Source organism: Robiginitalea sp. SC105 (genome assembly GCF_014243345.1).
GTDB lineage: Bacteria > Bacteroidota > Bacteroidia > Flavobacteriales > Flavobacteriaceae > Robiginitalea.
The window spans coordinates 1,349,454-1,376,193 of record NZ_JACLZF010000002.1 but is presented as its reverse complement, the minus strand read 5'-3'; the positions used below and the strand labels follow the sequence as shown (position 1 = coordinate 1,376,193).

Annotated in this window: 22 protein-coding genes; 14 read left to right on the top strand and 8 right to left on the bottom strand. The window is 55.5% G+C overall.

All coding sequences use genetic code 11. The annotated features are described in order from the left end of the window. The first annotated feature begins 85 nt into the window (after positions 1–85). Both H7F20_RS15165 and H7F20_RS15160 read left to right on the top strand, forming a co-directional pair. Complete coding sequence (locus H7F20_RS15165; protein WP_185787009.1) at positions 86–2,506, top strand: zinc-dependent metalloprotease; 2,421 nt, start codon at positions 86–88, stop codon at positions 2,504–2,506. After that, entirely contained in the window at positions 2,497–3,525 is a 1,029-nt protein-coding gene (locus H7F20_RS15160) for a GntG family PLP-dependent aldolase (RefSeq protein ID WP_185787008.1), read from the top strand. The genes H7F20_RS15165 and H7F20_RS15160 overlap by 10 nt, the downstream gene beginning before the upstream one ends. 6 nt (positions 3,526–3,531) lie before the next feature. Here the strand turns inward: H7F20_RS15160 and H7F20_RS15155 are convergent, their stop codons facing one another. Next, positions 3,532–3,843 (bottom strand): YegP family protein, encoded by a 312-nt coding sequence (locus H7F20_RS15155; RefSeq protein ID WP_185787007.1) that lies wholly within the window; start codon positions 3,841–3,843, stop codon positions 3,532–3,534. Between the two features lie 44 nt (positions 3,844–3,887). Further along, positions 3,888–4,214: a YbaB/EbfC family nucleoid-associated protein gene (locus tag H7F20_RS15150; protein WP_185787006.1), complete on the bottom strand. Its 327-nt coding sequence runs from the start codon at positions 4,212–4,214 to the stop codon at positions 3,888–3,890. Between the two features lie 129 nt (positions 4,215–4,343). Between H7F20_RS15150 and H7F20_RS15145 the strand changes: the two genes are divergently transcribed. From H7F20_RS15145 to H7F20_RS15135, 3 genes are all read left to right on the top strand, one after another. After that, positions 4,344–6,401 (top strand): S9 family peptidase, encoded by a 2,058-nt coding sequence (locus H7F20_RS15145; protein ID WP_185787005.1) that lies wholly within the window; start codon positions 4,344–4,346, stop codon positions 6,399–6,401. A gap of 71 nt (positions 6,402–6,472) precedes the next feature. After that, positions 6,473–7,513: a PLP-dependent cysteine synthase family protein gene (locus tag H7F20_RS15140; RefSeq protein WP_185787004.1), complete on the top strand. Its 1,041-nt coding sequence runs from the start codon at positions 6,473–6,475 to the stop codon at positions 7,511–7,513. Between the two features lie 177 nt (positions 7,514–7,690). Then, positions 7,691–8,950: an aminotransferase class I/II-fold pyridoxal phosphate-dependent enzyme gene (locus H7F20_RS15135; RefSeq protein WP_185787003.1), complete on the top strand. Its 1,260-nt coding sequence runs from the start codon at positions 7,691–7,693 to the stop codon at positions 8,948–8,950. 77 nt (positions 8,951–9,027) lie between these two features. Here the strand turns inward: H7F20_RS15135 and H7F20_RS15130 are convergent, their stop codons facing one another. Continuing rightward, a complete protein-coding gene (locus tag H7F20_RS15130) occupies positions 9,028–10,149 on the bottom strand; it encodes a GNAT family N-acetyltransferase (RefSeq protein ID WP_185787002.1) in 1,122 nt (373 codons plus the stop codon). Positions 10,150–10,220: 71 nt separating this feature from the next. Beyond that, positions 10,221–11,294 (bottom strand): transporter, encoded by a 1,074-nt coding sequence (locus tag H7F20_RS15125; RefSeq protein WP_185787001.1) that lies wholly within the window; start codon positions 11,292–11,294, stop codon positions 10,221–10,223. A 78-nt stretch (positions 11,295–11,372) separates the two neighbouring features. On the opposite strand from H7F20_RS15125, the gene H7F20_RS15120 reads away from it, so the two are divergent. Genes H7F20_RS15120 through H7F20_RS15105 form a run of 4 tightly spaced genes read left to right on the top strand, consistent with a single transcriptional unit; the run spans position 11,373 to position 16,864 of the window. Further along, positions 11,373–11,633 (top strand): DUF4834 domain-containing protein, encoded by a 261-nt coding sequence (locus tag H7F20_RS15120; RefSeq protein ID WP_185787000.1) that lies wholly within the window; start codon positions 11,373–11,375, stop codon positions 11,631–11,633. A gap of 25 nt (positions 11,634–11,658) precedes the next feature. Continuing rightward, positions 11,659–14,094 (top strand): hypothetical protein, encoded by a 2,436-nt coding sequence (locus H7F20_RS15115; protein WP_185786999.1) that lies wholly within the window; start codon positions 11,659–11,661, stop codon positions 14,092–14,094. Beyond that, on the top strand, positions 14,094–15,398 hold the full coding sequence (locus H7F20_RS15110; protein WP_185786998.1) for a glycosyltransferase: 1,305 nt from the start codon (positions 14,094–14,096) through the stop codon (positions 15,396–15,398). The genes H7F20_RS15115 and H7F20_RS15110 overlap by 1 nt, the downstream gene beginning before the upstream one ends. Next, positions 15,368–16,864 (top strand): polysaccharide biosynthesis C-terminal domain-containing protein, encoded by a 1,497-nt coding sequence (locus tag H7F20_RS15105; RefSeq protein ID WP_185786997.1) that lies wholly within the window; start codon positions 15,368–15,370, stop codon positions 16,862–16,864. The genes H7F20_RS15110 and H7F20_RS15105 overlap by 31 nt, the downstream gene beginning before the upstream one ends. 19 nt (positions 16,865–16,883) lie before the next feature. Here the strand turns inward: H7F20_RS15105 and H7F20_RS15100 are convergent, their stop codons facing one another. Both H7F20_RS15100 and uvrA read right to left on the bottom strand, forming a co-directional pair. After that, positions 16,884–18,101 carry a hypothetical protein gene (locus tag H7F20_RS15100; protein WP_185786996.1) on the bottom strand — a complete coding sequence of 406 codons (1,218 nt, stop codon included), beginning with the start codon at positions 18,099–18,101 and terminating at the stop codon, positions 16,884–16,886. A gap of 163 nt (positions 18,102–18,264) precedes the next feature. Beyond that, positions 18,265–21,051 (bottom strand): excinuclease ABC subunit UvrA, encoded by a 2,787-nt coding sequence (gene uvrA, locus H7F20_RS15095; RefSeq protein WP_185786995.1) that lies wholly within the window; start codon positions 21,049–21,051, stop codon positions 18,265–18,267. A gap of 252 nt (positions 21,052–21,303) precedes the next feature. Between uvrA and H7F20_RS15090 the strand changes: the two genes are divergently transcribed. The 3 genes from H7F20_RS15090 to H7F20_RS15080 all read left to right on the top strand — a co-directional run bounded on the left by H7F20_RS15090 (position 21,304) and on the right by H7F20_RS15080 (position 22,967). Further along, complete coding sequence (locus tag H7F20_RS15090; RefSeq protein WP_185786994.1) at positions 21,304–21,885, top strand: RNA polymerase sigma factor; 582 nt, start codon at positions 21,304–21,306, stop codon at positions 21,883–21,885. Between the two features lie 70 nt (positions 21,886–21,955). Next, complete coding sequence (locus H7F20_RS15085; protein WP_185786993.1) at positions 21,956–22,096, top strand: hypothetical protein; 141 nt, start codon at positions 21,956–21,958, stop codon at positions 22,094–22,096. A 289-nt stretch (positions 22,097–22,385) separates the two neighbouring features. Further along, positions 22,386–22,967: a sigma-70 family RNA polymerase sigma factor gene (locus H7F20_RS15080; protein ID WP_185786992.1), complete on the top strand. Its 582-nt coding sequence runs from the start codon at positions 22,386–22,388 to the stop codon at positions 22,965–22,967. A 222-nt stretch (positions 22,968–23,189) separates the two neighbouring features. Here H7F20_RS15080 and nth read toward each other — a convergent pair whose 3' ends face one another. Next, a complete protein-coding gene (nth, locus tag H7F20_RS15075) occupies positions 23,190–23,864 on the bottom strand; it encodes an endonuclease III (protein ID WP_185786991.1) in 675 nt (224 codons plus the stop codon). Positions 23,865–23,911: 47 nt separating this feature from the next. On the opposite strand from nth, the gene bcp reads away from it, so the two are divergent. After that, positions 23,912–24,364 (top strand): thioredoxin-dependent thiol peroxidase, encoded by a 453-nt coding sequence (gene bcp, locus H7F20_RS15070; protein WP_185786990.1) that lies wholly within the window; start codon positions 23,912–23,914, stop codon positions 24,362–24,364. 60 nt (positions 24,365–24,424) lie between these two features. Here bcp and H7F20_RS15065 read toward each other — a convergent pair whose 3' ends face one another. Further along, the gene (locus tag H7F20_RS15065; RefSeq protein WP_185786989.1) at positions 24,425–25,882 is read right to left on the bottom strand and encodes a TonB-dependent receptor; all 1,458 of its coding nucleotides are present in this window, start codon (positions 25,880–25,882) and stop codon (positions 24,425–24,427) included. An 87-nt stretch (positions 25,883–25,969) separates the two neighbouring features. On the opposite strand from H7F20_RS15065, the gene H7F20_RS15060 reads away from it, so the two are divergent. Next, entirely contained in the window at positions 25,970–26,737 is a 768-nt protein-coding gene (locus H7F20_RS15060) for an MBL fold metallo-hydrolase (RefSeq protein WP_185786988.1), read from the top strand. Positions 26,738–26,740: the final 3 nt, after the last annotated feature.

Below are 26,740 nucleotides of genomic sequence, written 5' to 3'. Positions count from 1 at the left end.
CAAGGAATTTTACCCCTGTATTTTTACGTGATCCTTATTTTGATTCCCTCGTTTTTTGGCTACTTTTAGCCGCAAATCACACCTCATGAAAAACCGGTTAGCACTCCTCCTGCTACTGCTTTGTCCCTTGCTGGTACCTGGGCAGTTTCAGGAAAAAAGCAAGGACTATCAGAAATTCGAAGGCTTCTTCGATTTTTATTACGACGACTCCGAGGGAAAGGTCTACCTCGACGTGGATAAGCTCGATACGGAGTTCCTCTACGTATATTCCCTGAGCAGCGGCATAGGCAGCAACGATATCGGCCTGGACCGCGGGCAGTTGGGCAACGAGCAAGTCGTGTTTTTTCGGAAAGCAGGCAACAAGCTCCTGCTCATCCAGCCGAACCTGGAATACCGGGCCATTACCGAAAATGACCTGGAACGCAAATCCGTGGAACAGGCCTTTGCGCGGTCCATCCTTTTCGGCTTTCCAATTGTCGAGACCATCGGGGAGCGGCACATTGTCGAATTGACCCCTTTCCTGATGCAGGACATGCACGGTGTCTCCGACAGACTGCAGCAGACCGGCCAGGGGACCTACAGCCTGGACAGCAGCAAAAGCGCTGTCAACCTGGAACGCAGCAGGGCCTTCCCGAAGAATATTGAACTCGATGTGCTGCTCACCTTCAAGGGGGATCCCAAGGGTCAATACATCCGCTCCGTCGCGCCAAATGCCAAACTGGTGACGGTAGCCCAGCATCATTCCCTGATCGAACTGCCCGGCCCCGGTTTTGAGAAGCGCGCATTCGACGCGCGAAGCGGGGCCTATCCCTTCAGCTATTACGACTATGCAACCCCGGTGCAGGAACCCATCGTAAAGCGCTTTATCCCCAGGCACCGCCTCGAAAAAAAGGATCCGGCAGCCGCACAAAGTGAAGCGGTGGAACCGATTGTGTACTACCTGGACAACGGGACGCCCGAACCGGTGCGTTCCGCCCTACTGGAAGGGGGGCGATGGTGGAACCAGGCATTTGAAGCCATCGGCTATACCAATGCTTTCCAGGTCAAAATGCTCCCGGACGACGCCGATCCCCTGGATGTGCGCTACAACGTGATCCAGTGGGTACACCGGTCCACAAGGGGCTGGAGCTATGGCAGCAGCGTGGCCGACCCGAGGACAGGGGAAATCATCAAGGGCCATGTTAGCCTGGGGAGCCTGCGGATCCGACAGGACTTCATGATCGCCCAGGCACTGGCCGGTGCCCCTTTTGCCTCCTCCGGCGAAACCACATCCCCCATGCTCGACATGGCCCTGGCCCGGATCCGCCAACTATCTGCCCACGAAATCGGGCATACCCTGGGCTTTGCACACAATTTTGCCGCCAGCACCAATGGCCGCGCCTCGGTCATGGATTACCCGCACCCGTACATCGGCCTGGAGGAAGGCCGGATCGATTTTTCGGATGCCTATGATACCGGTATCGGGGAGTGGGATAAGGTGATCGTGGCCTACGCCTATTCTGATTTTCCGGAAGGCACGGACGAAGGGGCGGCACTCGCAGCCATCCTCCGGAAAGCAGAGGCAGGCGGGTTGCGCTATATTTCGGACCGGGATGCCCGACCGGCTGGCGGCGCCCATGCCTACGGCCACCTCTGGGACAACGGGGCGGCACCGGCCGATGAACTCGACCGGGTACTGGAGGTACGCCGGCGCGCCATGGAGCAGTTTTCCCCTGCCAACATCCGGGAAGGCGAACCCTTCAGTGTGCTTGAAGACGTTTTTGTGCCCCTGTATTTCTTCCACCGCTATCAGACCGAGGCGGTCAGCAAACTGATCGGGGGGCTCGATTACAACTATGCGGTTCGCGGTCAGGAGGCGGACCCGTGGATGCCGGTGCCTGCCCGCGAGCAGGAAAAGGCGCTGGAAAGCATTTTGCATACCCTTGAGGCGCCCCAATTGGCAATCCCTGAAAAAACCCTGCAGTGGTTCCCACCGCGGGCCATGGGGTACCAGGCCGGGAGGGAATCCTTCAAGGGAAGGACCGGCCCTTCCTTTGACGCTCTCGGGGCCGCCGAGACATCTGCCGATATGACCCTGGGGTTCCTGCTGCACCCCGAGCGCGCCTCGCGCCTGGTACACCAGCATGCCCTTGACCCTTCCCTGCCGGGCCTGGATGATTTGCTCGGGCCTCTGGTGGAAACGGCCTTTGAATCCCGGGCAAGCGGCTCCTATGAAGAAAAGATTACAGAAGTGGTGGGCTTCAGGACGCTGGAGCACCTGATGGTCTTGGCCAAGGACACTTCCGTCCACCCGCAGGTCAATGCCATTGCCCAGGGGACCCTGGACGGGATCCGCGGAAAAATGCTGCGGAACGGCGATTCGGACATTGCCCGGGAAATGGTCCGGAGGATTGACCGGTTCCGGGAGCATCCCGAACTGTTCAAGGTACCCGATGCGCCAAAAATACCGGACGGATCACCCATTGGTTCGGGTTGCTTCGACGAAACGCCCATGCCGTGGAGATAAACCTGATCAGCGATACGGTTACCCGGCCGACGCCCGGGATGCTCAAGGCCATGATGCAGGCGCGGGTAGGGGATGACGTATTCAAGGAAGACCCAACGGTTACCGCCCTTGAGGAGAAGGTCGCGGCCTATTTCGGCATGGAATCCGCCCTCTTTTTCCCCAGTGGCACCATGGCCAACCAGACGGGGATAAAATACCATACGCGGCCGGGAGACCAGCTCATCTGCGATAAATACGCCCATGTGTACAATTACGAGGGGGGCGGGGTGAGCTTCAACAGCGGGGTATCCTGTAAACTGGTGGACGGGGAGCGCGGGATGATGCGCGCCGAACAGGTGGAAGATGCGATCAACCCCCCCGATTTCTACCACAGCCCGAGAACCCGTTTGGTGTGTATTGAAAATACCACCAACAAAGGGGGCGGCGCCTGCTGGGACACGGAGGAGCTCCGAAAGATCCGTGCGGTTTGCGACAAGCACGGGCTCGCCCTGCACCTGGACGGGGCCCGGATCTGGAATGCCCTGGCCAACGGGGCGGGTACCCCGGCTTTTTTCGGGGAAACCTTCGATACGATCAGTGTCTGCCTGAGCAAGGGCCTGGGATGCCCGGTAGGGTCGCTGCTGGTGGGTTCCCGGGAAGCCATGGATGAAGCGCTTCGAATCCGGAAAGTCCTCGGGGGAGGCATGCGGCAGGCCGGTTACCTCGCGGCAGCCGGCATCTACGCACTGGACCACCATATAGACCGGCTCGGGGAAGACCACCAAAAAGCCCGGGAAATAGGCGAACTGCTAAGCTCCCTTGACTTTGTCCGCTATGTGGCCCCGGTGGAGACCAACATCGTGATCTTTGAACTGGATACGCCCCGCGCATCGGATTCGGACCTGGTGGAAAAACTCGGTCAACAGGGAATCCGCCTGATAGGGATGGGTCAGGGAAAACTGCGGATGGTTACCCACCTGGATTATACGGACAGGATGCACGAGCGCGTTCTGGAAATCCTTTCCGGTATCTCCCTGTAAGTGCTTTCAGGGGTCCAGGTCGGCCAGGCGCCTCCGGATATTGGTGATGCCGTTTTCCATCCCGGCTTCGGACCGGTAGAACTGGCTGTGGCCCACCACCCGGCCACCCTGCGTCCGCAGGGTAAACTGGAAACGTCCCCTGTGGTCGGTACGGCGTTCAAAACTCACGGGGTCCAGTGCGGCAGGCTTTAACTGCCGCACCTGGTCCCGGGCATCCTCCCGGTTCGGGAAGGAAACGCTTTCCAGGAGCGGGTGGCCCTGTTCGCTTTTTACCACGAAACGGTAGCCTCCGCCGGGATCTTTCCGGTATTCTAACATAGCAAGGCGATAGGTATTCCCAAGTTACAGAATTCCACGGATTTCTACTTCAGGAAATTATCGAGCCCCGGGATGTCGGGCATACCCTCCCTGGCGGCAGCTGCAAGCTCCGTATCGTGAATGTCGCCGGCTTTTTTGAGGGCCTTGTTCAATACGGTAACCAGGTAATCCGCCAGCTGCTCCTTGTCCTGCAGCAGCTCATCGGCGATGCGGATATCCCTTATTTCCCGGGAAGCAGATACGGTTACGCCCAGGAGGCCGTCCGAACTGGATTCCTCCAGGGTTACCGTGGCGAGGCGCTCCCGGGTTGCCTTTACTTTTTCCTGGGACTCCTTGAGTTTGCCCATCATTCCCATCAAATCTCCGAACATGCGTCTTAAATTTTAGTTCCATGTCAAAAATACGCCAATTTTCGGGCAGCTGTACCCACGGGCCCGGCCACCGTTCCAATTTTATGAGAAACACTATTTTTGCAATCGCATATAAACGATGAGCCTCCCATGCCGACCCCCAAGCCACCGATAGCAGCAAAAAAACCACGCATACTGGCGTTTCACGGCGATGAACGCACCGATGAATACTACTGGTTGCGGGAAAGGGAGAATCCGGAGGTCATCCGGTATCTGGAAGCTGAAAACTCCTATTACCGGGAGATGACCTCCCATACCAAGGAGTTCCAGGAGGTGCTGTTCCAGGAAATGAAGTCCCGTATCCGGGAAGACGATACCTCGGTACCCTATAAGCTCAGTGGATACTGGTACATCACCCGCTTCGAGACCGGCAGGGAGTATCCCGTCTATGCCCGCAAAAGGGAATCCATGGAGGCCGAAGAGGAGATCCTCTTTGACGCCAACCTCCTGGCCGCCGGCCATGATTATTTTGACCTTCGCGGGATTTCCGTTAGCCCGGACAACCGCCTGGCAGCTTTCGGCACGGACGTTGTATCCCGCAGGCTCTATGAAATCAGGATCAAGGACCTGGAAACCGGCGAGGTTTTCGAAGACCTGCTTGAACATACCACGGGGAGCTCAGTCTGGGCCACGGACAACCGGACGTTGTTTTATACCCGCAAGGACCCGGAAACCCTCCGGGCGGATTCGGTATATAAACACCGGCTGGGGACCCCGGCGTCCGAAGATGAGCTCGTTTACCGGGAAACGGACGACACCTTCAACACCTACGTCTATAAATCCAAGTCGCGAAAGTTCATCATTATCGGGTCCTTCAGTACCCTGACTTCGGAATACCGCATACTGCCGGCAGACCAGCCGGACGGCGATTTCCGGGTTTTTTCGGCCCGGGAACGGGGCGTCGAATACTCCATCTACCACTATGGGGACTGGTTCTACGTGCTGACCAACCGGGACGGCGCGATTAATTTCAAGGTGATGCGGACCCGGGAAGACAGCACCGATAGCCGGCATTGGGAACCCTTCATCCCGCACCGCGAGACCGTCCTGATCGAGGACCTCGATATTTTCAGCGACTATTACGTGGTGTCGGAAAGGGACAATGGCCTGAGTAAAATGCGCATAGTCCGCTGGGATGGGAGGGAGGACTATTACCTCCCCTTCGACAATGAAACTTACGTGGCCTATCCGTACATCAACCTGGATTTCGACACGGAAAACCTCCGATATGTCTACAATGCGATGACATCTCCCTACAGCATTGTCGAGTTCAATATGGCCACCCGCCAGAAGACCATCCTGAAGGAGCAGGAAGTACTGGGCGGGAACTTCCGGAAGGAAAACTACAGGTCCCTGCGCATGTGGGCAACTGCCCGTGACGGGGTCAGGGTACCCATATCCCTCGTCTACCACAGGGAAACGCCCCTGGATGGTACGAGCCCCCTCTTGCTTTACGGGTACGGCTCATACGGCAGCACCACGGACCCCTACTTTTCCACAGTTCGCCTGAGCCTCCTGGACCGGGGTTTTATCTACGCCATTGCGCATATCCGGGGCGGGGAATACCTGGGGCGGCCCTGGTACGAAGAGGGCAAACTGCTCAAAAAGTGGAATACGTTCACGGATTTCGTGGACTGTGCCCGCTATCTGATCGCCGAAAAGTTTACCAGCCCCGAGCACATCTACGCCTATGGGGGATCGGCCGGTGGGCTGCTCATGGGGGCTGTCGTGAATGAAGCCCCCGAACTCTTCCGGGGGGTGATTGCCGCCGTACCCTTCGTGGATGTGGTCACGACCATGCTGGATGAAAGCATCCCGCTGACAACAGGCGAATACGATGAATGGGGGAATCCGGCAGACCCGGAGTTCTACGATTACATGAAATCCTATTCCCCCTATGACAATGTACGGGAACAGACCTACCCGCATCTGCTGGTTACCACCGGCCTGCACGACTCCCAGGTACAATACTGGGAACCCGCAAAGTGGGTGGCCAGGCTCAGGTGCATGAAAAAAGGCAATAACCTGTTGTTTTTACACACCAACATGGAGGCGGGTCATGGCGGGGCTTCCGGGCGTTTTGAGGCCCTGAGGGAAACCGCTATGGAATACGCCTTCCTCCTGGATCTGGAAGGAAAAGTGCCGTAATCAAAAAAAAATAGTAATTTTGCCCCTAAATCCGAACCGTTCCTGACGGTTTATGAGCCTAACCTTACTGTATGGAACAAGAGATCAAGGCGTTCAATAACATCCTGGAACTTATTGGCAAAACCCCCCTGGTCCGTTTGAACAAACTGACGACGGGTTTCCCCGGCGAATACTTTGCCAAACTTGAGGCCTTCAATCCGGGCCACTCCTCCAAAGACCGAATTGCCCACTTCATTATTGAGGAAGCCGAGCGCAGCGGGTTGTTGAAACCCGGGAGCACGGTGATAGAAACCACCTCGGGCAACACAGGATTCAGCCTGGCCATGGTCAGTATCATCAAGGGGTACGACTGCATCCTGGCCGTCAGTTCCAAATCTTCCAGGGATAAAATCGACATGCTGCGTTCAATGGGTGCCAAGGTCTATATCTGCCCGGCCCATGTCAGCGCGGACGACCCGCGCTCCTATTACCAGGTGGCGCGGCGGCTGCACGAAGAGACCCAGAATTCCATCTATATCAACCAGTACTTCAACGATTTCAATATCAAGGCTCATTACGCCACCACGGGTCCGGAGATCTGGGAGCAAACCGGCGGCCAAATTACCCACCTGCTCGCATGCAGCGGCACGGGGGGGACCATTTCCGGTACGGCCCGCTTCCTGAAGGAGCAAAATCCGGGAATCCGGATTATCGGGGTGGATGCCTACGGTTCCGTACTCAAAAAATATCACGAAACCGGCGAATTCGATACGGAGGAAATCTACCCGTACCGCATCGAGGGTCTTGGGAAGAACCTGATCCCGGATGCCACGGACTTTACGGTCATCGACCAGTTCGTAAAGGTGACGGATGAGGAAAGTGCCCACACGGCCCGCGAACTGTGCCGCAGCGAAGGGATTTTTGCCGGTTACACGAGTGGCGCCGCCATGCAGGCCCTCAAACAGTTGCAACAGGACGGTGAATTTGATGAAAACAGCCGGGTGGTTGTCATATTCCCGGACCACGGCAGCCGCTACATGAGCAAGATCTACAGCGATAAATGGATGGAGGACCAGGGGTTCTTCGACAGCAAGCACGTAGGGGAAGTGCAGCAAATCCAGGTAATCAAGTAGGTAGGGGAACACAGCCCCCGGGTCCGAAGGGATGCAAAAATTCCGGCAATTGCCATCCGGCATTGCTATGATTTCGTCGTAAATTTCTGTACTTTTGCCCCGGATCGGGACCGGAACGACCAGTAGTTCGTTCGGGTTTTGATCCTTCTCACAATGTGTGAAACCAAGCTAAACTACATGAAAGATTTATTCGATCGCATCATTGAAAATAAAGGTCCGCTCGGTCGTTGGGCATCCCAGGCAGAAGGATACTTCGTGTTCCCCAAACTGGAAGGCCCGATCTCCAACCGGATGAAATTCCAGGGAAAGGAAGTCATCACCTGGAGCATCAACGACTACCTGGGGCTGGCCAACCTGCCCGAAATAAAGAGGGTGGACGGCGAAGCCGCCCTGGAACACGGTGCGGCCTACCCCATGGGCGCACGGATGATGAGCGGCCATACGGATTTCCACGAGCAACTGGAGGAGGAGCTTGCGGCATTCGTGAACAAACAGGCTTCCTACCTGCTGAATTTCGGGTATCAGGGGATCATGTCGGCCATCGACGCCCTGGTTTCCAAGGATGACATCATCGTCTACGATGTGGATTCCCACGCCTGTATCATTGATGGGGTGCGGCTGCACGTCGGAAAACGGTTTACCTTCAAGCACAACGATATCGAGTCCCTCGAAAAAAACCTGGAGCGGGCCACCAAACTGGCAGAGCAGACCGGTGGGGGTATCCTGGTTATCTCGGAAGGCGTTTTCGGTATGCGGGGCGAACAGGGTAAGCTGAAGGAAATTGTCGCCCTTAAAAGTAAATACAATTTCCGCCTGCTGGTAGACGATGCCCATGGTTTCGGCACGCTCGGGAAGACCGGGGCCGGGGCCGGGGAGGAGCAGGGGGTACAGGATGAGATCGACGTCTATTTTGCAACCTTTGCGAAATCCATGGCGGGAATCGGGGCCTTCCTCGCTGCCGACAAGGAAATCATCGATTACCTGAAGTACAACCTCCGTTCCCAGATGTTTGCCAAATCCCTTCCCATGGTCTATGTGAAAGGGGCCCTGAAGCGCCTGGAGATGCTACGGACCATGCCGGAACTCAAGGAAAAGCTCTGGGAGAATGTAAACATGCTGCAGAACGGGCTCAAGGAGCGCGGTTTCGATATAGGCACCACCAGTAGTTGTGTCACACCCGTGTACCTGAACGGGAGTATCCCTGAGGCGATGGCCCTGGTAAAAGACCTGCGCGAAAATTACGGTATCTTCTGTTCCATCGTGGTGTACCCGGTGATCCCGAAGGGGTTGATCCTGCTTCGTATGATCCCCACAGCCACCCACACCGCCGAAGATATCGAAGAAACCCTGGAGGCGTTTTCCGCCATCCGGGAGCGGTTGCAAAACGGCACGTATAAACGGCTCTCCGCAGCTGTTGCCGCCGCCATGGGCGAATAACCCATTGAAAACGAAGACCCAACAGGGCCCGGGTTCCCCGGCTCCCTCACAAAACCCGGCAATGCGACCGGGTTTTTTTATGTCAGCGATTTGCGGTAGGTACGGCGGCGCTTGTATACCTCAGGGGAAAAGTGTTTCCACATTTGCTGGATCGCCTTGTTCTCGGCGAGCTCCGGGGTGCGGTAGCACATTTCGATCCCCTTTTCCTTGAAGACTTTGTAGTATTCGTTGAAGATGATGGAGGTCACCCCCTTGTTCTGGTATTCGGGGTCGATGCCGATCAGGTAAAATACCGCATCCTTGTTGTGTTTCCTGGCGTGCAGCAGGTGGCGGAAACCCAGGGGAAACAACCTGCCCCTGGCTTTTTGCAGTGCTTTTGAAAAAGCCGGCATCACGATGGCAAAGGCGATGATCCGATCCTCCTTGTCGACAATAAATTTGATGTATTCCGGGTTGATGAACCCGATATATTTCTTTTTGAAGTAGGCTTTCTGCGCTTCGGAGATGGGAACAAAGGACGACAGGCTGGAATAGGAAGCATTGAACAGGTCGAACATCTGATCGGTCCAGGGCATGATGTCGGACGTCTTGTTAAAATTCAGCGCACGCAGGCCATAGCGCTCCCGGATCATGGCCTCGACCCGCGTAAAGAGTGCCGGGTCCGCATTGGAGGCCGGAAACTTGCTTTCCAGGTATTCTTTTTCGGGGGTAAACCCGAGGTCCTCCAGGTGTTTGGCGTAATAGGGGTAATTGTACCAGGTAACCATGGTGCCGATATGGTCAAACCCCTCCGTAAGGACGCCCACCTTATCCATATTGGAAAACCCCATGGGGCCTTCCATGTATTCCAGTTCCCGGGAGATCCCGATTTCGGCTACCTTTTCAATCAGGGCACGGCTCACCTGGGGGTCATCCACAAAATCGAACCAGCCAAAACGCATCTTTTTCAACCCCTGGGATTCCACCTCCGTCCGGTTGACGATGGCAGCCACGCGGCCCACGACCTCCCGCCCCCGGTACGCCAGGAAGAATTGGGCATCTGCCTGCCGGAATACCGGGTTGACGGCCGGATCAAAAGATGCCAGCTCCTCGCTGATGATCGGCGGGACCCAGTAAGGGGAATTGCGGTAAAGCTTGAAGGGGAAGCGCACAAAGGACTTCAAATCCTTCCTGGACCGGGCTTCTTCTATTCGGATCATAGGCTGCGTTTGCAAGCAGCAATATTAGGAAACTTTGGCCATAGTGTAAAGCCCCTGAAGGAATTCAGCGGCTAAAGGCCATCCATGTCCCACTCGTCGCCCCCGCCATCGCCGTCATCCTGTCCTTTCTGCCGCTTTTTATTGCGGCGTTCCGCACGCCGCTGGCTGCGCCTCTCGGCTTTGGAAAGCTTCCTGCCACCTTTGCGCATGGAATTCCGGCCAATCCGCTCCTGATCTTCGATTGGGACCAGTTCGTCCTTGTGGAAATCCAGGCGGTAGGAGACCCCGGTGCTGATAAAGATCCGGCTCGGGGTATTCTTAAATCCCGCTCCCAGGTTCAGGTCGGCCTGGAAATTGGAACTGAAGAGGTAGGCCACGCCGCTTCTGAGCAGCACGTCCGAGTAGCGGTCGCTCTGGATGCCCTGGTTTTCCACAAAAACGCTCCACCTGGGGTTCCGGAAGGCATGGGAGAGGGAAATGAGGTAACTCCATTCGGGAAAGTCCGTCCCGATCCGGTCGTAGGCGATGTTCGTGACCAGTACAAAACGCGGCGACAGACGGCTCTGGGTCGCAACCATTGCCCGGGGCGAGATTGTGGGTTCCGCCGGGTAAAAAGGATTTTCACCCAGTATAAAATTCGCCCCGCCGTAAAGCGCGACGGAGGGAATCAGGTTTTTGAGCTGGAATACGTTATTGGCCCGCCAGCTTCGGATATTTGGCTTGTTCCGCTCCGGGTCCTTGTACCGGTCGTAGATCAGGTATTTCACGCCCAGGCGGTTTGTATAGAAATCCGTAAATGAGGCTTCCGTGCCCAGGCTGGAATAGGTGATGTCCTGGTTCTGGTAGGTGCCTTCATACTGCAATTCCAGCGCCTCAAAAAACAGGCCGTACCGCAGTGCCACATCCAGGCCATAGATCCCCGACTCCGTATTGAGCAGGGCGTGGTCCTGCTGTTCGTAAAAAAGACCGGATTCCAGTTGAACGACCCCTTTGCCGACCGCATAGGCGCCATTGGCTTTTCCCGGCCGGTTGGAGTTGATCACATCCGTATACTGGGCTATCGCGACGGGGCAGGAGAGCAGCAGTGCGCCCAGAAGCCCGTATTTACCGGTTTTATTAAGGATTCCACGGGATTTCACTGCCATATTTAGTATTATTTTAGGACTTTTGTACAGTTAATACAACGTCGGAATCGTACTTTTGATATACAGAGCGTTCAGAATATGGGTATTTTAAAGGTCCTTCTCTTCCTGCTTCTCGGCTATTATTTCCTGATGATCCTTGGCCGGCTCCTCGGGCCATGGCTGCGATCCTATGCCAGCCGAAAGACCGAGGAATACTTCCGGGAGGCATTTAATCAGGCACCACCGGCAGGACGGGATGTAAACCGGACCGGGGAAGTCACCATAGACCGGAAACCCCAAAAAGAGCAACGCTCCGGGGAACCGGTAGGCGAGTATATCGAGTATGAGGAAATCGATTAACCCGTAATACCGTACCGACCAACCCATGAACCGCAATTTCAGGCAATTTTTTACACATTTTTTTGTGCTGGTGTTTTTTGCACTGGCCTCACTGGCCTATTTTGCCCCGGTACTCCAGGGCAAGGTTATCTACCAGTCCGATATTGTACAATACCGGGGGATGGCCCAGGAACAGGAGGAGTTCCGGAAGGAAACCGGAGAGGAACCTTACTGGACCAACAGCGCCTTCGGGGGGATGCCCACCTACCAGCTCGGTGCCCGGTACCCCAACGATTACCTTAAGAACCTCGACCGTGCCATCCGCTTTCTGCCGCGCCCGGCGGATTACCTCTTCCTCTACATGCTGGGCTTTTATATCCTGATGTGCTGCATGAAAGTGGAATTCCGGCTGGCGGTGCTCGGCGCCCTGGCCTATGGCTTTTCTACCTACCTGATCATCATCCTCGGGGTTGGCCACAACGCAAAGGCCCATGCCCTGGGGTACCTGCCCATGGTGCTGGGGGGCATCATTCTCGTTTACAGGAGGCGCTATCTTTGGGGGTTTGTCCTGACAGCCCTTGCCATGGCCCTGGAGATACAGGCGAACCACTACCAGATGACCTATTACTTTATGATGCTGGTCCTGGTCCTGGGGCTCGTTTACGCCATTGACGCCGTTCGCAGGGGGGCTTTAAAGCATTTTGCGCTGGGCACGGGACTGCTGGTCCTGGCAGTACTCCTGGGAATCCTTCCCAACGCCACTTCCCTGATGGCAACCCGGGAATATGCCCAGTGGAGCACCCGGGGGCCATCAGCCCTTACCCTGGACCCCGACGGGAATCCCAAGACAGAGACGGACGGACTGGACCGCAGCTATATCACCCAGTACAGCTACGGCATTGCCGAATCCCTGAATTTATTCGTGCCCCGATTATTCGGGGGCGCCTCGGTGGAATCCCTTGGGGAGGATTCAAAGACCTATGAATTCCTGATAGACCAGGGGGTGCCGCGCTCGCAAGCCCTGGAATTCAGCAACAACCTGCAACTGTACTGGGGAGAGCAGCCCGGCGTATCCGCCCCGGCCTATGTCGGCGCCCTGATCGTCTTCCTGTTCCTGCTGGGCCTCTTGCTGGTACACGGCCGTGCCAAATGGTGGTTGCTGGGGGGTGCCCTCCTGTCCCTCCTGCTTTCCTGGGGGAAGAATTTCCCCCTGCTGACGGATTTCATGATCGAATACTTCCCGCTTTACGACAAATTCCGGGCGGTATCCTCTGCCCAGGTCATCCTGGAGCTCTGTTTCCCGATACTTGGCGTGCTTGCGCTCCGACGGTTTTTTGATCCCGAGCTGGAAGCGACGCGAAAACTCCGGGCTTTGGGGACAGCAGCCATTGCCCTGGCCGGGCTGGGGGTGGCTTTATTCCTGGCGATGCCCCTGTTCGATTTTACGTCCGGCAGCGACCCGATGCTCACGCGGTATTTCGGGGAGGAAGTGGTTGCCCTGATCCGCAGGGACCGGGAAACCGTTTACATCAACGATACGATCCGTTCCCTGGTCATCGTCCTCCTTGCGGCCGGTGTCCTCTGGCTATTTCTGAAGGGGCGGCTTCGGAAGAACCTCGTTATTGCTGGGTTGGGTATTCTGCTGCTTGTGGACCTGGTTGGCGTGGACAAACGCTATGTGGACGCGGATGATTTTGTGCCCGAACGGCGCATGAATGCCCCCATTGTCATGTCCCAGGCAGATCAGGCGATCCTCAGGGACACGGCGGTGTTCCGCGTCCTCAACCTGAGCGAGGGCATCAACGGCGCCCGTACCTCCTATTTCCACCATTCCCTGGGAGGGTACCACGCGGCCAAGCCCAAACGTCTGCAGGATCTTTTTGAATACCATATCTACCGCGATAACCGGAAGGTCCTCAATATGCTGAATACCAAGTACCTGATTCAGCCCAATGAAGAGGGTGCCCCATCGGTTTCCCTCAATCCGGGGGCCCTGGGCAATGCCTGGTTTGTTGAAAACCTCTATGCGGTACCTTCCGCCGATGATGCGATCCGCTCCCTGGATACCCTGGAGGTAGGAAGGGCAGCCGTGGTGAACACCTCGGATTTCCCCGGAATGGGGAATCGCACGCTACCCCTTGATTCGTCGTCGGTTGCCTCACTGGTCAGCTACCGGCCCAATTATCTGAAATACAGGACTTACAATCCGGAGGTAGGCGTACTCGTTTTTTCGGAAATGTACTACCCCAATGGCTGGCAAGCATCTATCGATGGCAGCCCGGCAGCCCATTTCCGGGTAAACTATTCACTCCGGGCCATGGAAGTGCCTGCGGGCGAACATGTGGTCGAATTCCGTTTTGACCCGGAAGTGGTCCGGAAGGGAAGCCGGATTTCCCTGGCAGGCTCCATTGGCTTGCTGGCGGTTGTGCTGGGCGCCCTGCTTTTCAGCATTTTAAGGCGCCAACCTAAGGCCCCGGATTGATGCGGAAACTGCTTATCGTCACATATTACTGGCCCCCGGCAGGGGGGCCCGGGGTGCAACGGTGGCTCTACTTCGTAAAATACCTTCGAACTTTCGGGATGGAACCCGTCCTGTATATCCCGGAGAAACCCCATTACCCGATGGCCGATCCGGGGCTCGAAGCCCAGGTCCCGGAAGGCCTCAAGGTGTTTCGCAGCCGCTTCTGGGAACCTTACGCCCTGGCCCGGCTGTTCGGGCGCAAACAAACTACCCGCATCAGTTCCGGGATCATCCGCCGCCACAACCCGGGGCTCCTGGAGCGGCTGATGCTATGGGTAAGGGGCAACCTATTCATACCCGATGCACGTAAAAACTGGGTCAAAAAGGCCGCAAAAGAGCTCCCGGGGATCCTGGAGCAGGAGGGGATTGACCTGATGGTTACCACCGGGCCTCCCCACAGCCTCCACCTGATCGGACTGGAAATGGCCGGCAGGCGGCCCGGGCTCAGGTGGGTGGCCGATTTCAGGGACCCCTGGACGGAAATCGGCTACCATTCCGCCCTGTACCTGGGGCCGCGGGCCAAAAGGAAACACAGGGAACTGGAAAGCCGTGTCCTGGGTGGCGCAGACGCAATTCTGACCACCAGCCGGTTTACCGCCGGGTCGCTGGCGTCCCGTACTGCCCGCCCGGTACACGTGATCACCAACGGGTTTGACAGGGATCCCGCCACGGGCACGCAACCCGAAGGGCCTTTTGTGTTGGCGCATATCGGCTCCCTGCTCAGTGGCCGGAACCCCAATGCGCTTTGGGAGGCCCTGGCCGAGATGGTAGCGGATACCCCCGGGTTCCGGGAGAACCTGAGGTTGGAACTGACCGGACTGGTCAGCCCGGAGGTCACGGACAGCCTCCGCCACTGTGGATTGGAGCCCTTTACCGTCCGGACCCCTTATGTACCGCACCAGGAAGCCCTGCACCGCCAGCGGAAATCACAGGTCCTGCTGCTACTTGAAATCGACAGCCCGGAAACCCGGGGGATTGTCCCCGGCAAACTCTTTGAGTATATGGCAGCTGCCCGCCCGGTACTCGCAATCGGGCCTTCAGGCTGGGAAGCAGCCGAACGCGTGGCGGAAAGCCAATGTGGTGCGGGATTCCATTATGGACAAAAAGCCGAAATCCTTGCGCAACTTCGCCAATGGTACGATCTTTATTGCAGAGGCGACCTGCAGGTCCGGCCCGAGGGGGTGTCGCAATACCATCGCAGGGCACTTACGGAACGCCTTGTAAAGGATATACTATGGGAATTATCCTCCGACAATCCATTGTAAATACCGTTCTGACCTATATCGGATTCGGGCTGGGAGCAATCAACACCCTCTTCCTCTATACCCGGTTTATGTCCGACACCTATTTCGGACTTGTAGGGGTAATCCTGTCTACAGGGGCCCTGCTAATGCCCATCATGGCCTTTGGGATACCCAATACGCTGATAAAATTCTTTGCAGCCAACCGAACGGGGGCCCAAAAGGACCCTTTCCTGACCCGGATGCTTTTGCTGCCGCTGGTCTTTGTCGTCCCTTTGGCTATTTTCAGCTGGCTGGCGAACTCGGCGATAGGGAGTTTCCTGGCCCGCGAAAATGCCGTGGTTGGGGATTATGTCTGGCATATCTTTATCATCGGGCTGGCCATGGCCTACTTCGAGATCTTTTTTTCCTGGAGCAAGGTGTGCCTCCGGTCGGCCTTCGGGACCTTTATAAAGGAGGTTTTCGTCCGGCTCGGGATCACGCTGCTTTTGCTGATGTTTTATCTGGAACTGCTTACCATTACCGGATTCCTCCGGTGGCTGGTATTCCTGTATGTCCTTCGCTGCCTGGTGATGGCCCTGTATGCCCTGAGGCTGATGCCGTTCCGGATCCGGTGGCAGATGCCACGGCAATCCAGGGAAATTACGGTTTACAGCGCCCTGATCCTCCTAGGGGGCTCCGTTTCCGTCCTCCTGCTGGAGGTGGACCGCTTTATGATCAACCAGTATATTGAGATCGAGAACGTGGCCTATTACACTGTGGCCGTGTTTATCGCCACAGTGATCATTGTCCCCCTGCGGGCGATGCACCAGATCACCTACCCGATAACCGCCGAGCTGCTGCACAGCGATGACCGGGAAGGCCTGGGCAGCCTGTATCGCAGGTCTTCCCTGGCACTGCTGGTCGTGGCGGGCCTGATTTATCTGCTGATCCTGCTCAACCTGGACGAGTTGTACCAGCTCCTGCCCGCGAGTTACCGGGGGGGCTTTGCCATCGTGGTGTTGATCGGGGCGGCCAGGGTCTTCGATTCCTTCCTGGGGATCAACGCGGCGATCCTATACAATTCCCGTTATTATCGGACGCTGCTGGCTTTTGGTATCGGCCTGGTGGCGGTGACGGTGGGCCTGAATATGTGGATGATCCCCGAATACGGCCTCATCGGTGCGGCCTGGGCGACGCTGATTTCCATTTCCGCCTACAACCTGGTCAAGCTGGTATTTGTCCGGATTAAATTCGGCCTGGTGCCCTGGAGTGCCAAAACCTTCCGGTTACTCGGGGTGGGGATACTTACCGGCATTCTCTTTTACTGGTTGTCCTTTCCCTTCCACCCCCTGGTCAATATCACCCTGAAATCCCTGCTTACCGCCCTGTTTTACCTGGGGCTGGTCCATCGGTTGGGCATCTCCGGGGACGCCCTGTCACTGCTTGGCAATTCCTTCAAAAAAACGGACCCCGGGAAGAAAAATCCTCCACGGGGTCCTGACAACTAACCAACCTAAAAACTATCTTCTATTCCGAGCCGCGGCTGTTTCCTCTTCCGCGGGAACTGCTCCTGGCGGAAGATTCGCTGCGTCGGTTGCTTTTAACGGCCGACTTGCGAATCGTACGGGCCGGGGCACTTTTCTGGGCCTGCGCCGTGCGGGTGTTGCCTCCAGAGCGTGCCTGGGGGGCTTTCCGGGCCGGGGCATCCCGCTTGACGCTTTGTGTCCGCTGAGTGGACACTGAGCTCCGTGAGGCTCGCTGGGGGACAGGCCTGCGGGCTTCTGCCTTCCGGGTGGTCACGGTACGGCTCGTCTGTACGGATTTACCGCGGGGGGTACTGCGTACTTCGCGGCTGGTACGGGTTACCGTGCGTTGTGCCGGGGCACTGCGACGGGCTTCGGCGGATTTGCCCCGTCCCGGGGCCGCTGCCTGACTCCTGCGGGCAGGGGCCTGCTTGCGATAGGTATCCACCTTCCGGTTCTGGTTGGAACGAACACCCGAGCGCTCATTTCCGGCAATCCGGCTGGTACTGCGTACCCGGTCGTTGCGCACACTTACCCGGCTATCGTTCCGGTATATGCGGGTCCGCTCGGCTCTCGGGGCGTGGCGGTAGGTCCTGCCGACGGATGCATAGGCGCGTCGTTGGTTATACCGGTAGGGGCGGTAATACGTATAGCGCACCGGGGAGTAATACCTCCTGTAGGGACGGTTGTACACCATGCAGAAACCGAGGGCTGGGCGGGCAAAATACCGGTGCCACGGGCGGAATACATATACCCGGTTGTACACATTGATATAGCCGGTGTGATAGTCGTAGAAACCGCGGCTGTTATAAAAGATCCGCATGCCTCCGATCCGGTAGGCCAGGCCGTTGCGGTACATGATGTCCACCCCGCCGATCCGGTTCACACGTCCGTAGTAATCGTAAAACACGGGGATGTTTTCCACCTGGATGATGGCACCGTAATCGTCGTACTGGACAAAGGGGTTGTAATCAAAACCGGAGTTGAAGGTCACCCCGACCGGTCCCACGCCCACACTGGCGCTCACATTCACGCGGTCATCGATATAAAAGTCAAATTCGCCATCCGGATATACCGAAAACGTAATGCCATTCTCGACAAAGATGAAGGAATTGCCATAGTTGAAAGCATTGCGTAACGCAACCTTATCATCTGTGCTGGCGGCGGAGGAACTAACCGTTCCCGCTAAAAGGGCCGCTAAAAGGAAAACAAACTTTTTCATCGTATAAGGTTTAAAGGTTCCGGATGTAACTATTTACATTCCGCCCTTATACATTCAATTAGCGTGCCAAAAATCAGAAAACGAATATAAAATGTTGAATATCAATGATATACAACATTACATTTCTTCCGGGAGGCAAAGGCAAGAGTGCCGATCCCCGGATTCAGGAGGTTCCCAGTTTCTCACGGAGGTACCTTCCCGTCAGTGAATCGGGATGCCCGGCAATCTCCTCCGGGGTGCCTGTAGCCATGACCTTCCCGCCTTTGTCCCCGCCTTCAGGCCCGAGGTCGATTACGTGGTCCGCACACTTGACCAGGTCGATGTTGTGCTCGATGACCACGATGGAATGGCCCTTGTCTATCAGCGCATTGAAGGAAGTCAGCAACTTGTGGATGTCGTGGAAGTGGAGCCCGGTGGTAGGTTCGTCAAAGATGAATAGCCCCTTGTCGCGGCTTTGCCCCTTGCCGAGGAAAGAGGCGAGCTTGATCCGCTGGGCTTCGCCCCCTGAGAGGGTGGAGGAGGGCTGCCCGAGGGTCACATACCCCAACCCCACATCCTGCAGGGGCTGGAGGCGGGAGACGATCTTATCCTGATTGTGCCTGGCGAAAAAGTCGATGGCGTCCGTGATGGTCATCTCCAGGATGTCCGCAATGGACGCGTCCTGGAAGGTGGCTTCCAGCACCTCTTTCCGGAATCGCTTCCCTCCGCACTGGTCGCATTCCAGGTGGACATCGGCCATAAATTGCATTTCCACCGTGATTTCCCCGTCCCCCTTGCATTTATCGCATCGGCCGCCATCCACATTAAAAGAGAAGTGTTTGGACTTGTAGCCCCGTAACTTGCTCAGCTTCTGTGCCGCAAAGAGGCTGCGGATCTCGTCGTAGGCCTTTATATAGGTTACCGGGTTGGAGCGGGAAGACCTCCCGATGGGGTTCTGATCCACGAGCTCCACGTATTTCACAAATTTAAATTCCCCTTCAAAGGCAGAATGCTGCCCGGCCTTCTCCCCGTAGCCCCCCAGTTCCTTCTGCAGCATGGGATAGAGGATTTTGCGAACCAGGGTACTCTTTCCACTGCCCGAAACCCCGGTTACGACCGTGAGTACCTGCAGCGGGAACCGGACATCGATATTCCTTAAATTGTGTTCACGGGCCCCTCGGATATCGATATGTCCCCGTGACTGCCTCCGTTTGGCCGGAACCGGGATTTCAAGCGTCCCATTCAGGTAGCGGGCCGTATAGGAATCCGACTGGAGGATTTCCCCAAGGGTGCCCGACGCGACTACACTACCCCCAAGCGTCCCGGCTTCGGGGCCAATATCGATGATCTGGTCGGCAGCGCGCATCATGTCCTCGTCGTGTTCCACCACGATTACCGTATTGCCCAGATCACGCAGCGATTTCAGCACCCCAATCAGGTTCTCCGTGTCCCGCGGGTGCAGGCCAATGCTCGGTTCGTCCAGGATGTACATGGAACCCACCAGGCTGCTCCCCAGGGACGTTGCCAGGTTGATCCGCTGGCTCTCGCCCCCCGAAAGGGAATTGGATTTGCGGTTCAGCGTCAGGTACCCCAGGCCCACTTTAAGCAGGTAGGAAAGCCTGTTCCGGATTTCGGTCAGCAGGCGTCTCGCGATATCCGCATCGTGCTGGCTGAGTTCCAGGTCATTGAAAAAGGACTCCAGCTGGTAGAGGGGCAATTCCACCAGGTCCGATATGGATTTGCCGTAGATGCGGACATACTCGGCCTCTTTGCGAAGTCGGCGCCCCTTGCAGCGGGTACACCGGGTTTTGCCCCGGTATCGGGACAGCATCACCCGGTTTTGGATCTTGTAGCTCTTCTCCTCGAGTTTGGCAAAGAAATCATTCAACCCGGTAAAATGTTCGTTCCCATCCCATACGAGGGCCCGCTGTTCCTCGGTGAGTTCAAACCAGGGCTTGTGGATGGGGAAATCAAATTTATAGGCCGAGTTGACCAGTTGGTCGCGGTACCAGCCCATACTTTCCCCCCTCCAGGGATAAATGGCGTTGTCATATACCGAAAAAGCCGTATTCGGGATCACCAGGTCCTCGTCTATCCCGATCACATCCCCGTACCCCTCACACTTCGGACAGGCGCCATATGGGTTGTTGAAACTGAAAAGGTGGACGTTCGGCTCCGGGAACTGCATGCCGTCCCTTTCGAATTTGTTGCTGAATTCGGTTTGGGAACCGTTGGCCAGTGCCTCGATCCTGCATACTCCCTTGCCTTCGAAAAATGCCGTGTCCACGGCACCCGCCAGCCGATTTTGGAAATCTTCCCCTTCCCGCACCACGATGCGGTCGACCACCAGGTCAAATTCCCTGCCCACATCTTCTATTTCCGGGGATATCCGGACAACTTCCCCCTTGTATTTGATCCGTGCGTATCCCTGTTTGGAAAGGAGTTCGAGCGATTTGCCAACCTCCCGGTCCTCCGGGATCCGCATGGGTGCCAGCAGGAGCAGCCGGCTGCCGGATTCAAAGTTCCTCACAAAATCCACTACATTGGAAACCCGGTCCTTTTTTACTTCTTCCCCGGATACAGGGGAATACGTCTTCCCAATCCGGGCATACAGCAGCTTCAGGTAATCGTAGATTTCGGTGGTGGTACCTACGGTGCTGCGGGGATTGGTGGAATTCACCTTTTGCTCGATGGCGATAGCCGGCGCGATACCCCGTATATAATCTACCTTGGGTTTGTCGAGCTTCCCCAGGAACTGGCGGGCATAGGAGGAGAGGCTCTCCACATACCTTCGCTGCCCCTCGGCATAGAGGGTGTCAAAGGCCAACGTGGACTTACCGGACCCGGACATCCCGGTAATCACCACCAGCCGGTTCCTCGGGATAACCACGTCGATATTCTTGAGGTTATGCAGGCTGGCGCCCTTGATCAGTATGTTGTGTTTCGGATCGGCTTCTACGGGTGCGGACATGGATGGATAAACGGGTTGAAAATAGGTTGCAAAGATACGACAAGCGCTACGCAAACGGAAGCGTACAAAAGGGAGTGCCCTAAAAATACAAGGGGGTACATTTTTTTGCCTGAGATATTTTTTTCTATATTTGGTAGGTAAATCACCACAAAACGCTGCCTATACAACACCATTACTTTTTTGAAAATGTAACCCAAATCCCGACTGTTGCGGCCTCCGCCGCCAGACGGAATGACCAAAAAAGTAAGTTGTATGGAACTACAGGCAGAAGATTCTACCCTGATTCGCAATTATCTGAGCGGTGATGAGCGCTCCCTCGAAATTTTAATCAACCGCCACAACCAGCGGATTTCATCCTTTATATATTCCAAAGTCTACGATCGGGAAATTACCGAGGACCTTTTCCAGGATACCTTTATCAAGGTCATCCGGACCCTGAAACTTGGCAAGTATAACGAGGAGGGTAAATTCCTGCCCTGGGTGATGCGCATAGCGCACAACCTGGTCATAGACCACTACCGCAAGAGCAACAGGATGCCGCGTTATGAAGGCAGCCCGGAATTCAGCATCTTTTCCATCATGCAGGACGACCGCCTCAATGCGGAGAAACAATTGATACAGGATCAGATCCAATCGGACATTTCGGACCTGATCGCGGAATTGCCCGAAGATCAGCAGGTAGTGCTCCAGATGCGGATGTACCAGGACATGAGTTTCAAGGAAATAGCTGAGAATACCGGTGTGAGTATCAATACAGCCCTGGGCCGGATGCGCTATGCGCTGATCAATCTGAGAAAGCTGATCGAGCAGAACAACATTGTTTTAACGAATTAATGGGCCTTAGGTCGAGTTGAAACCATTGTCTTGTGGATGTTTGCGTTAATTAGAGCAAACATTGAAATATATGGATCAACTCTACCCTGCCAAACAAAACTGCAAACTCGTATCCTCCTCGGAAGAAACCGTGCGTTTTCTGCTGGATTATTCCAAATCGCTGTCCATCGTTTCTTCGCGGGGGATGGAATTTGAGAATAACCTGAACTAGATTCGCAACATAGCACATATAAATGGGCCCCTATCCGGGGCCTTTTTATTTATAGGTATATTCCTACAGGAACCTTCCCAACCACTTCCAGCGGGGCACATTTTGGGGCTAAATCGGCAAATCCCGCCTTTTACATCAAGAATCCGCCCTTTTACAACATAGTTTTTCCACAGGCAGGGTCTTTGGCTACTTTTAAAATGTGTTTGAGAGACAGACACCCAAACCCAATCGGTAACCAACTTTCAGATGTCCTGCAAAAGGCCCTGTAAATAAACCAAATGTACGCTCTATGGAACTACAGATCGACGACTCAGCCCTGGTGAGGGATTATATCAGCGGTGATGAGCGCTCCCTCGAAATCCTGATAAACAGGCACAACCAACGCATCACCAGCTTTATCTATTCCAAGGTGCTGGATCGGGATGTCACCGAAGATATCTTCCAGGATACCTTTATTAAGGTGATCAAAACCCTCAAGCGTGGCAACTACAGCGAGGAAGGCAAATTCCTGCCCTGGGTAATGCGGATTGCCCACAACCTGATCATCGACCATTTCCGGAAGAACAAACGCATGCCCAAGTTTGAAGGCGGCGAGGATTTCAACATCTTTTCAGTGATCGGGGACGACAAGCCGAATATCGAAAAACAACTGATCAAGGACCAGATCGACAGCGACCTGAGCCTGCTGATCGATGAGCTGCCGGACGACCAGCGGGAGGTGCTCATCATGCGTATCTACAAGGATATGAGTTTCAAGGAAATCTCCGAGTGCACAGGGGTAAGCATCAACACGGCCCTTGGCCGGATGCGCTATGCACTGATCAATCTCCGCAAGATCATTCAGAAAAACAAGATAGTACTGACCAACTAGGATCCCACACTTTTACGGGCGAGCAATATTTCCATAAGGGTTGCGTTATTACAGTGTAACGAACTCTAAGCATATGGAAAAAATTTACACAAAACAGGCCGATGCATGTAAGCTCGTTCGGGTAAAAAAGGATACGATTTCCTTTCTGATGCATTATTCCCGATCGCTGCATGTGATGGGTTACCAAGGGTTCAAATTCGAATCGAATTTGAATTAAAAATTTCAGGACCCGCTTCGGCGGGTCTTTTTTTTGCCTTCCTGGGAGCGGAGCACCGATTTGCGCCCGATCCTTTTTGTAATAGGGTCCCGTTCCAGGTCCCAGCCCCTTGCCGGGCAGTATTCCCTCCCGTACCAGATAATCTGCAGGTGCAATTTGTTCCATAACTCTTTGGGGAACAGCCGCTTGGCATCCTTCTCGGTTTGTACGACATTTTTGCCGGTGGACAGGCCCCAGCGGTACATCAGCCGGTGGATATGGGTGTCTACCGGGAATGCCGGGATCCCGAATGCCTGGGACACCACCACGCTGGCCGTTTTATGGCCCACGCCGGGCAGGCGTTCCAGGGCCTCGATGTCCTTGGGCACCCTCCCGCCGTGTTCGCTGAGGAGGATTTCCGACAACCGTCGGATGGCCTTTGCCTTGGTAGGGGACAAGCCAACGGGACGGATGATTTCCCGGATCTCATCCACTTCCAGTTTTACCATATCCCCGGGATTGTCGGCCCGGCCGAAGAGCAGGGGGGTGGTCTGGTTGACCCGGACATCCGTACTCTGGGCCGAGAGCAGCACCGCAATCAGCAGGGTGTACGGATCCTGGTGCTCCAGGGGGACGGGCACTTCCGGGTAGATCGATTCCAGCGTTTCGACGACAAAGGCCGCCTTTTCTTTTCTGGTCATTTATGTTTAACTTTGATACAAAATAAATAAACATACAAAGATACAATATGAAAACCTTACAAGCCGGGGACAAAGTACCGGAATTTGAAGCTGTGGATCAGGACGGAAACCCGATTTCCACATCCGACTACAAGGGGCAGAAATGGGTAGTCTTCTTTTACCCGAAGGCGAATACACCCGGGTGCACGGCCGAGGCCTGCAACCTACGTGACCACTATGCCGAACTCCAGGAGGCGGGATATGCCCTGGTGGGGGTGAGCGCGGATTCTCCCAAAAAGCAGGCGAGTTTCCGGGATAAATACGATTTCCCCTTTCCCCTGATAGCGGACGAGGACCATACCGTGATCAAGGCATTCGGGGTATGGGGACCAAAAAAATTCATGGGCCGCGAATACGACGGGATCCACCGGAAAACCTTTGTCATCTCCGAAGACGGCAGGGTAGACCGGGTGATTGACAAGGTCAAAACCAAGGACCACGCAGCGCAGATCCTTGAATAACAAATCGATAAGAACAGGATATTAATCCGGAAGAAGGGCTGGTCGAAAGACCGGCCTTTTTTATTTTGCTTTCTCCGCCGACTGTTTTTGCGGCAGGAACAGTTGCTTTTCCTTGATCGTTTCGGCAATCCCTTCAGGCAGCATTTCCTCCCAACCCTCTTCATCATTCACAATCCGCTTGAATACCTCCCTGGAGAAGATATGCAGGATGTCCGGGTCGTAATCGATGATGTCCATGACCTTCCCGTTGTACTTGAAGAACTTATAGAGTTCCTTCATCCGCGGGTGCACTTTGATGTTGTTGCTGGTCATGATCTGCCCGGTATCCGGGTTTTTCATCGGGTAGAGGTAGACCTTCAGGTCCTTGAAGAACAATTTGCCGAATGCCTCGAGGATTCCCCCGCTCAGGTGGCGGTAGTATTTCTCGTCGAAGATGTCGATCAGGTTGTTGACCCCCATGGTCAGCCCGATCCGGTTCTTGGTGTAGTTGTTGAAATACTCCACCAGTTTGTAGTACTCGGAAAATTTTGAAATCATCACCATATGGCCCAGGGAACACAGGAGTTCTGCCCGGTCCATGAAATCCTGCTCGTCGATTTCTCCCGAGGACCTCAGGTTGGACAGGGTGATCTCGAAGATGACAATGGCGTTTTCCTGCTCCACGGTCTGCTCCCGGATAAAGATGTCGTAGGATTTCTGGAACATATCCATATTCACCTTGGTCACGGGCCGGAAGCTTCCGCGCAGCGCCAGGATATTTTTCTTGTAGAGTACGGCAGCCGGCAGCAGGTTGTTCCCATCCGCCCCGAACATCACCGCGTCGGTCATGTCGTTCTTGATCAGCTGCAGGCTCATGAGCCGGTTGTCCACATGGTTGAAGCTGGGCCCGCTGAAATTGACCATATCGATTTCGAGGGTGTCCTTGTCGATGTGGTCGTAGAGGTACTTTAGCAGTTTGCGCGGCTTGTGGTGTTTGTAAAAGGCCCCGTATATGAGGTTTACCCCGACGATCCCCAGGGTTTCCTGCTGCAGCCGTGCCTCGTTCTGCTTAAAGCGGATATGCAGGATGATCTCGTCGAATTCCTTCTGCTTGGGGTCCAGCTGGAAGCGAATCCCCACCCAGCCATGGCCTTTGTAGCGCTTTGAAAAATCGATGGTCGCCACGGTGTTGGCATAGGAAAAAAAGAGGCGGTCGGGGTGGCGGTCCCGGCTGATGCGCTCCTCCATGAGCTTCATTTCATGGGAGAGCATTTTTTTAAGGCGGCTCTGCGTCACATACCGGCCGTCTTCCTCCAGCCCGTAGATCGCATCGCTGAATGCCTTGTCATAAGCGCTCATCGCCTTGGCGATGGTGCCGGAGGCACCTCCTGCGCGGAAAAAGTGGCGCGCGGTTTCCTGACCTGCACCGATCTCGGCAAAAGTTCCGTAAATGTCCGGGTTGAGATTGATCCGAAGCGTTTTGGCTTTGATGGAGGGGATATTCTCAAATGCGAATTCATTCTTCTCAACAGTGGCCATAGGGGTCGCTTTCGACAAACAAAGATAAAAAGATGGCGCATTCCAAGTAATAAATTAGTTATAAATTTGAAGCAAACAACAGCTCGGTTGAAGATTACCTTTTTAGGCACCGGAACTTCCCAGGGAATCCCCGTTATCGGGAGTACTGACCCGGTTTGCCTGAGTGAGGACCCCAGGGATAAGCGCCTGAGGGTTTCTGTAATGGTCACCTATGACGACGGCTACAACTGCGTGGTGGACTGCGGCCCGGATTTCCGTCAGCAGATGCTCACCCACAATGTAAACCGGCTCGACGCCATCGTATTCACGCACGAACACGCCGACCATACGGCCGGGATGGACGATATCCGCCCGTTTTTCTTCCGGCAGGGGGACATCCCCATCCATGCGCACCCCCGGGTGGTTGCCTCCCTCCAGCGCCGGTTTGACTACATCTTTACCGATGAAAACCGGTATCCCGGAGCACCATCCGTGGCCGTCAACACGGTGGAGAAGGGCCGTGCCTTCCGGTTGGGATCCCATTGGGTAACCCCGGTGGATGCCCTGCATAACCGCCTGCAGGTTTTCGGGTACCGGTTCGGGGATTTTGCCTACCTCACCGACGTCAAATCGATCGAGAAGGAAGAGGCAAACCGTCTTGAGGGCGTACGGGTCTTGGTGGTCAACGCGCTGCGGGAAGAGGCGCACCACTCCCATTTCAACCTTGAGGAAGCCCTGGAATTTATCAACCGGGTAGGCCCGGAAACTGCTTACCTGACACATATCAGCCACCGGCTCGGCTTTCACGCCGAAGTGGAGTCCCGCCTGCCCGAAAATGTTTTCCTGGCATACGACAACCTTACCCTTAACCTCTGACTC

Coding starts and splice junctions, on each gene's coding strand:
- H7F20_RS15165 (WP_185787009.1), top strand. CDS start 86: ATGAAAAACCGGTTAGCACTCCTCCTGCTACTGCTTTGTCCCTTGCTG.
- H7F20_RS15155 (WP_185787007.1), bottom strand. CDS start 3,843: ATGTTAGAATACCGGAAAGATCCCGGCGGAGGCTACCGTTTCGTGGTA.
- H7F20_RS15150 (WP_185787006.1), bottom strand. CDS start 4,214: ATGTTCGGAGATTTGATGGGAATGATGGGCAAACTCAAGGAGTCCCAG.
- H7F20_RS15145 (WP_185787005.1), top strand. CDS start 4,344: ATGCCGACCCCCAAGCCACCGATAGCAGCAAAAAAACCACGCATACTG.
- H7F20_RS15140 (WP_185787004.1), top strand. CDS start 6,473: ATGGAACAAGAGATCAAGGCGTTCAATAACATCCTGGAACTTATTGGC.
- H7F20_RS15135 (WP_185787003.1), top strand. CDS start 7,691: ATGAAAGATTTATTCGATCGCATCATTGAAAATAAAGGTCCGCTCGGT.
- H7F20_RS15130 (WP_185787002.1), bottom strand. CDS start 10,149: ATGATCCGAATAGAAGAAGCCCGGTCCAGGAAGGATTTGAAGTCCTTT.
- H7F20_RS15125 (WP_185787001.1), bottom strand. CDS start 11,294: ATGGCAGTGAAATCCCGTGGAATCCTTAATAAAACCGGTAAATACGGG.
- H7F20_RS15120 (WP_185787000.1), top strand. CDS start 11,373: ATGGGTATTTTAAAGGTCCTTCTCTTCCTGCTTCTCGGCTATTATTTC.
- H7F20_RS15115 (WP_185786999.1), top strand. CDS start 11,659: ATGAACCGCAATTTCAGGCAATTTTTTACACATTTTTTTGTGCTGGTG.
- H7F20_RS15110 (WP_185786998.1), top strand. CDS start 14,094: ATGCGGAAACTGCTTATCGTCACATATTACTGGCCCCCGGCAGGGGGG.
- H7F20_RS15105 (WP_185786997.1), top strand. CDS start 15,368: ATGGGAATTATCCTCCGACAATCCATTGTAAATACCGTTCTGACCTAT.
- H7F20_RS15100 (WP_185786996.1), bottom strand. CDS start 18,101: ATGAAAAAGTTTGTTTTCCTTTTAGCGGCCCTTTTAGCGGGAACGGTT.
- uvrA (WP_185786995.1), bottom strand. CDS start 21,051: ATGTCCGCACCCGTAGAAGCCGATCCGAAACACAACATACTGATCAAG.
- H7F20_RS15090 (WP_185786994.1), top strand. CDS start 21,304: ATGGAACTACAGGCAGAAGATTCTACCCTGATTCGCAATTATCTGAGC.
- H7F20_RS15085 (WP_185786993.1), top strand. CDS start 21,956: ATGGATCAACTCTACCCTGCCAAACAAAACTGCAAACTCGTATCCTCC.
- H7F20_RS15080 (WP_185786992.1), top strand. CDS start 22,386: ATGGAACTACAGATCGACGACTCAGCCCTGGTGAGGGATTATATCAGC.
- nth (WP_185786991.1), bottom strand. CDS start 23,864: ATGACCAGAAAAGAAAAGGCGGCCTTTGTCGTCGAAACGCTGGAATCG.
- bcp (WP_185786990.1), top strand. CDS start 23,912: ATGAAAACCTTACAAGCCGGGGACAAAGTACCGGAATTTGAAGCTGTG.
- H7F20_RS15065 (WP_185786989.1), bottom strand. CDS start 25,882: ATGGCCACTGTTGAGAAGAATGAATTCGCATTTGAGAATATCCCCTCC.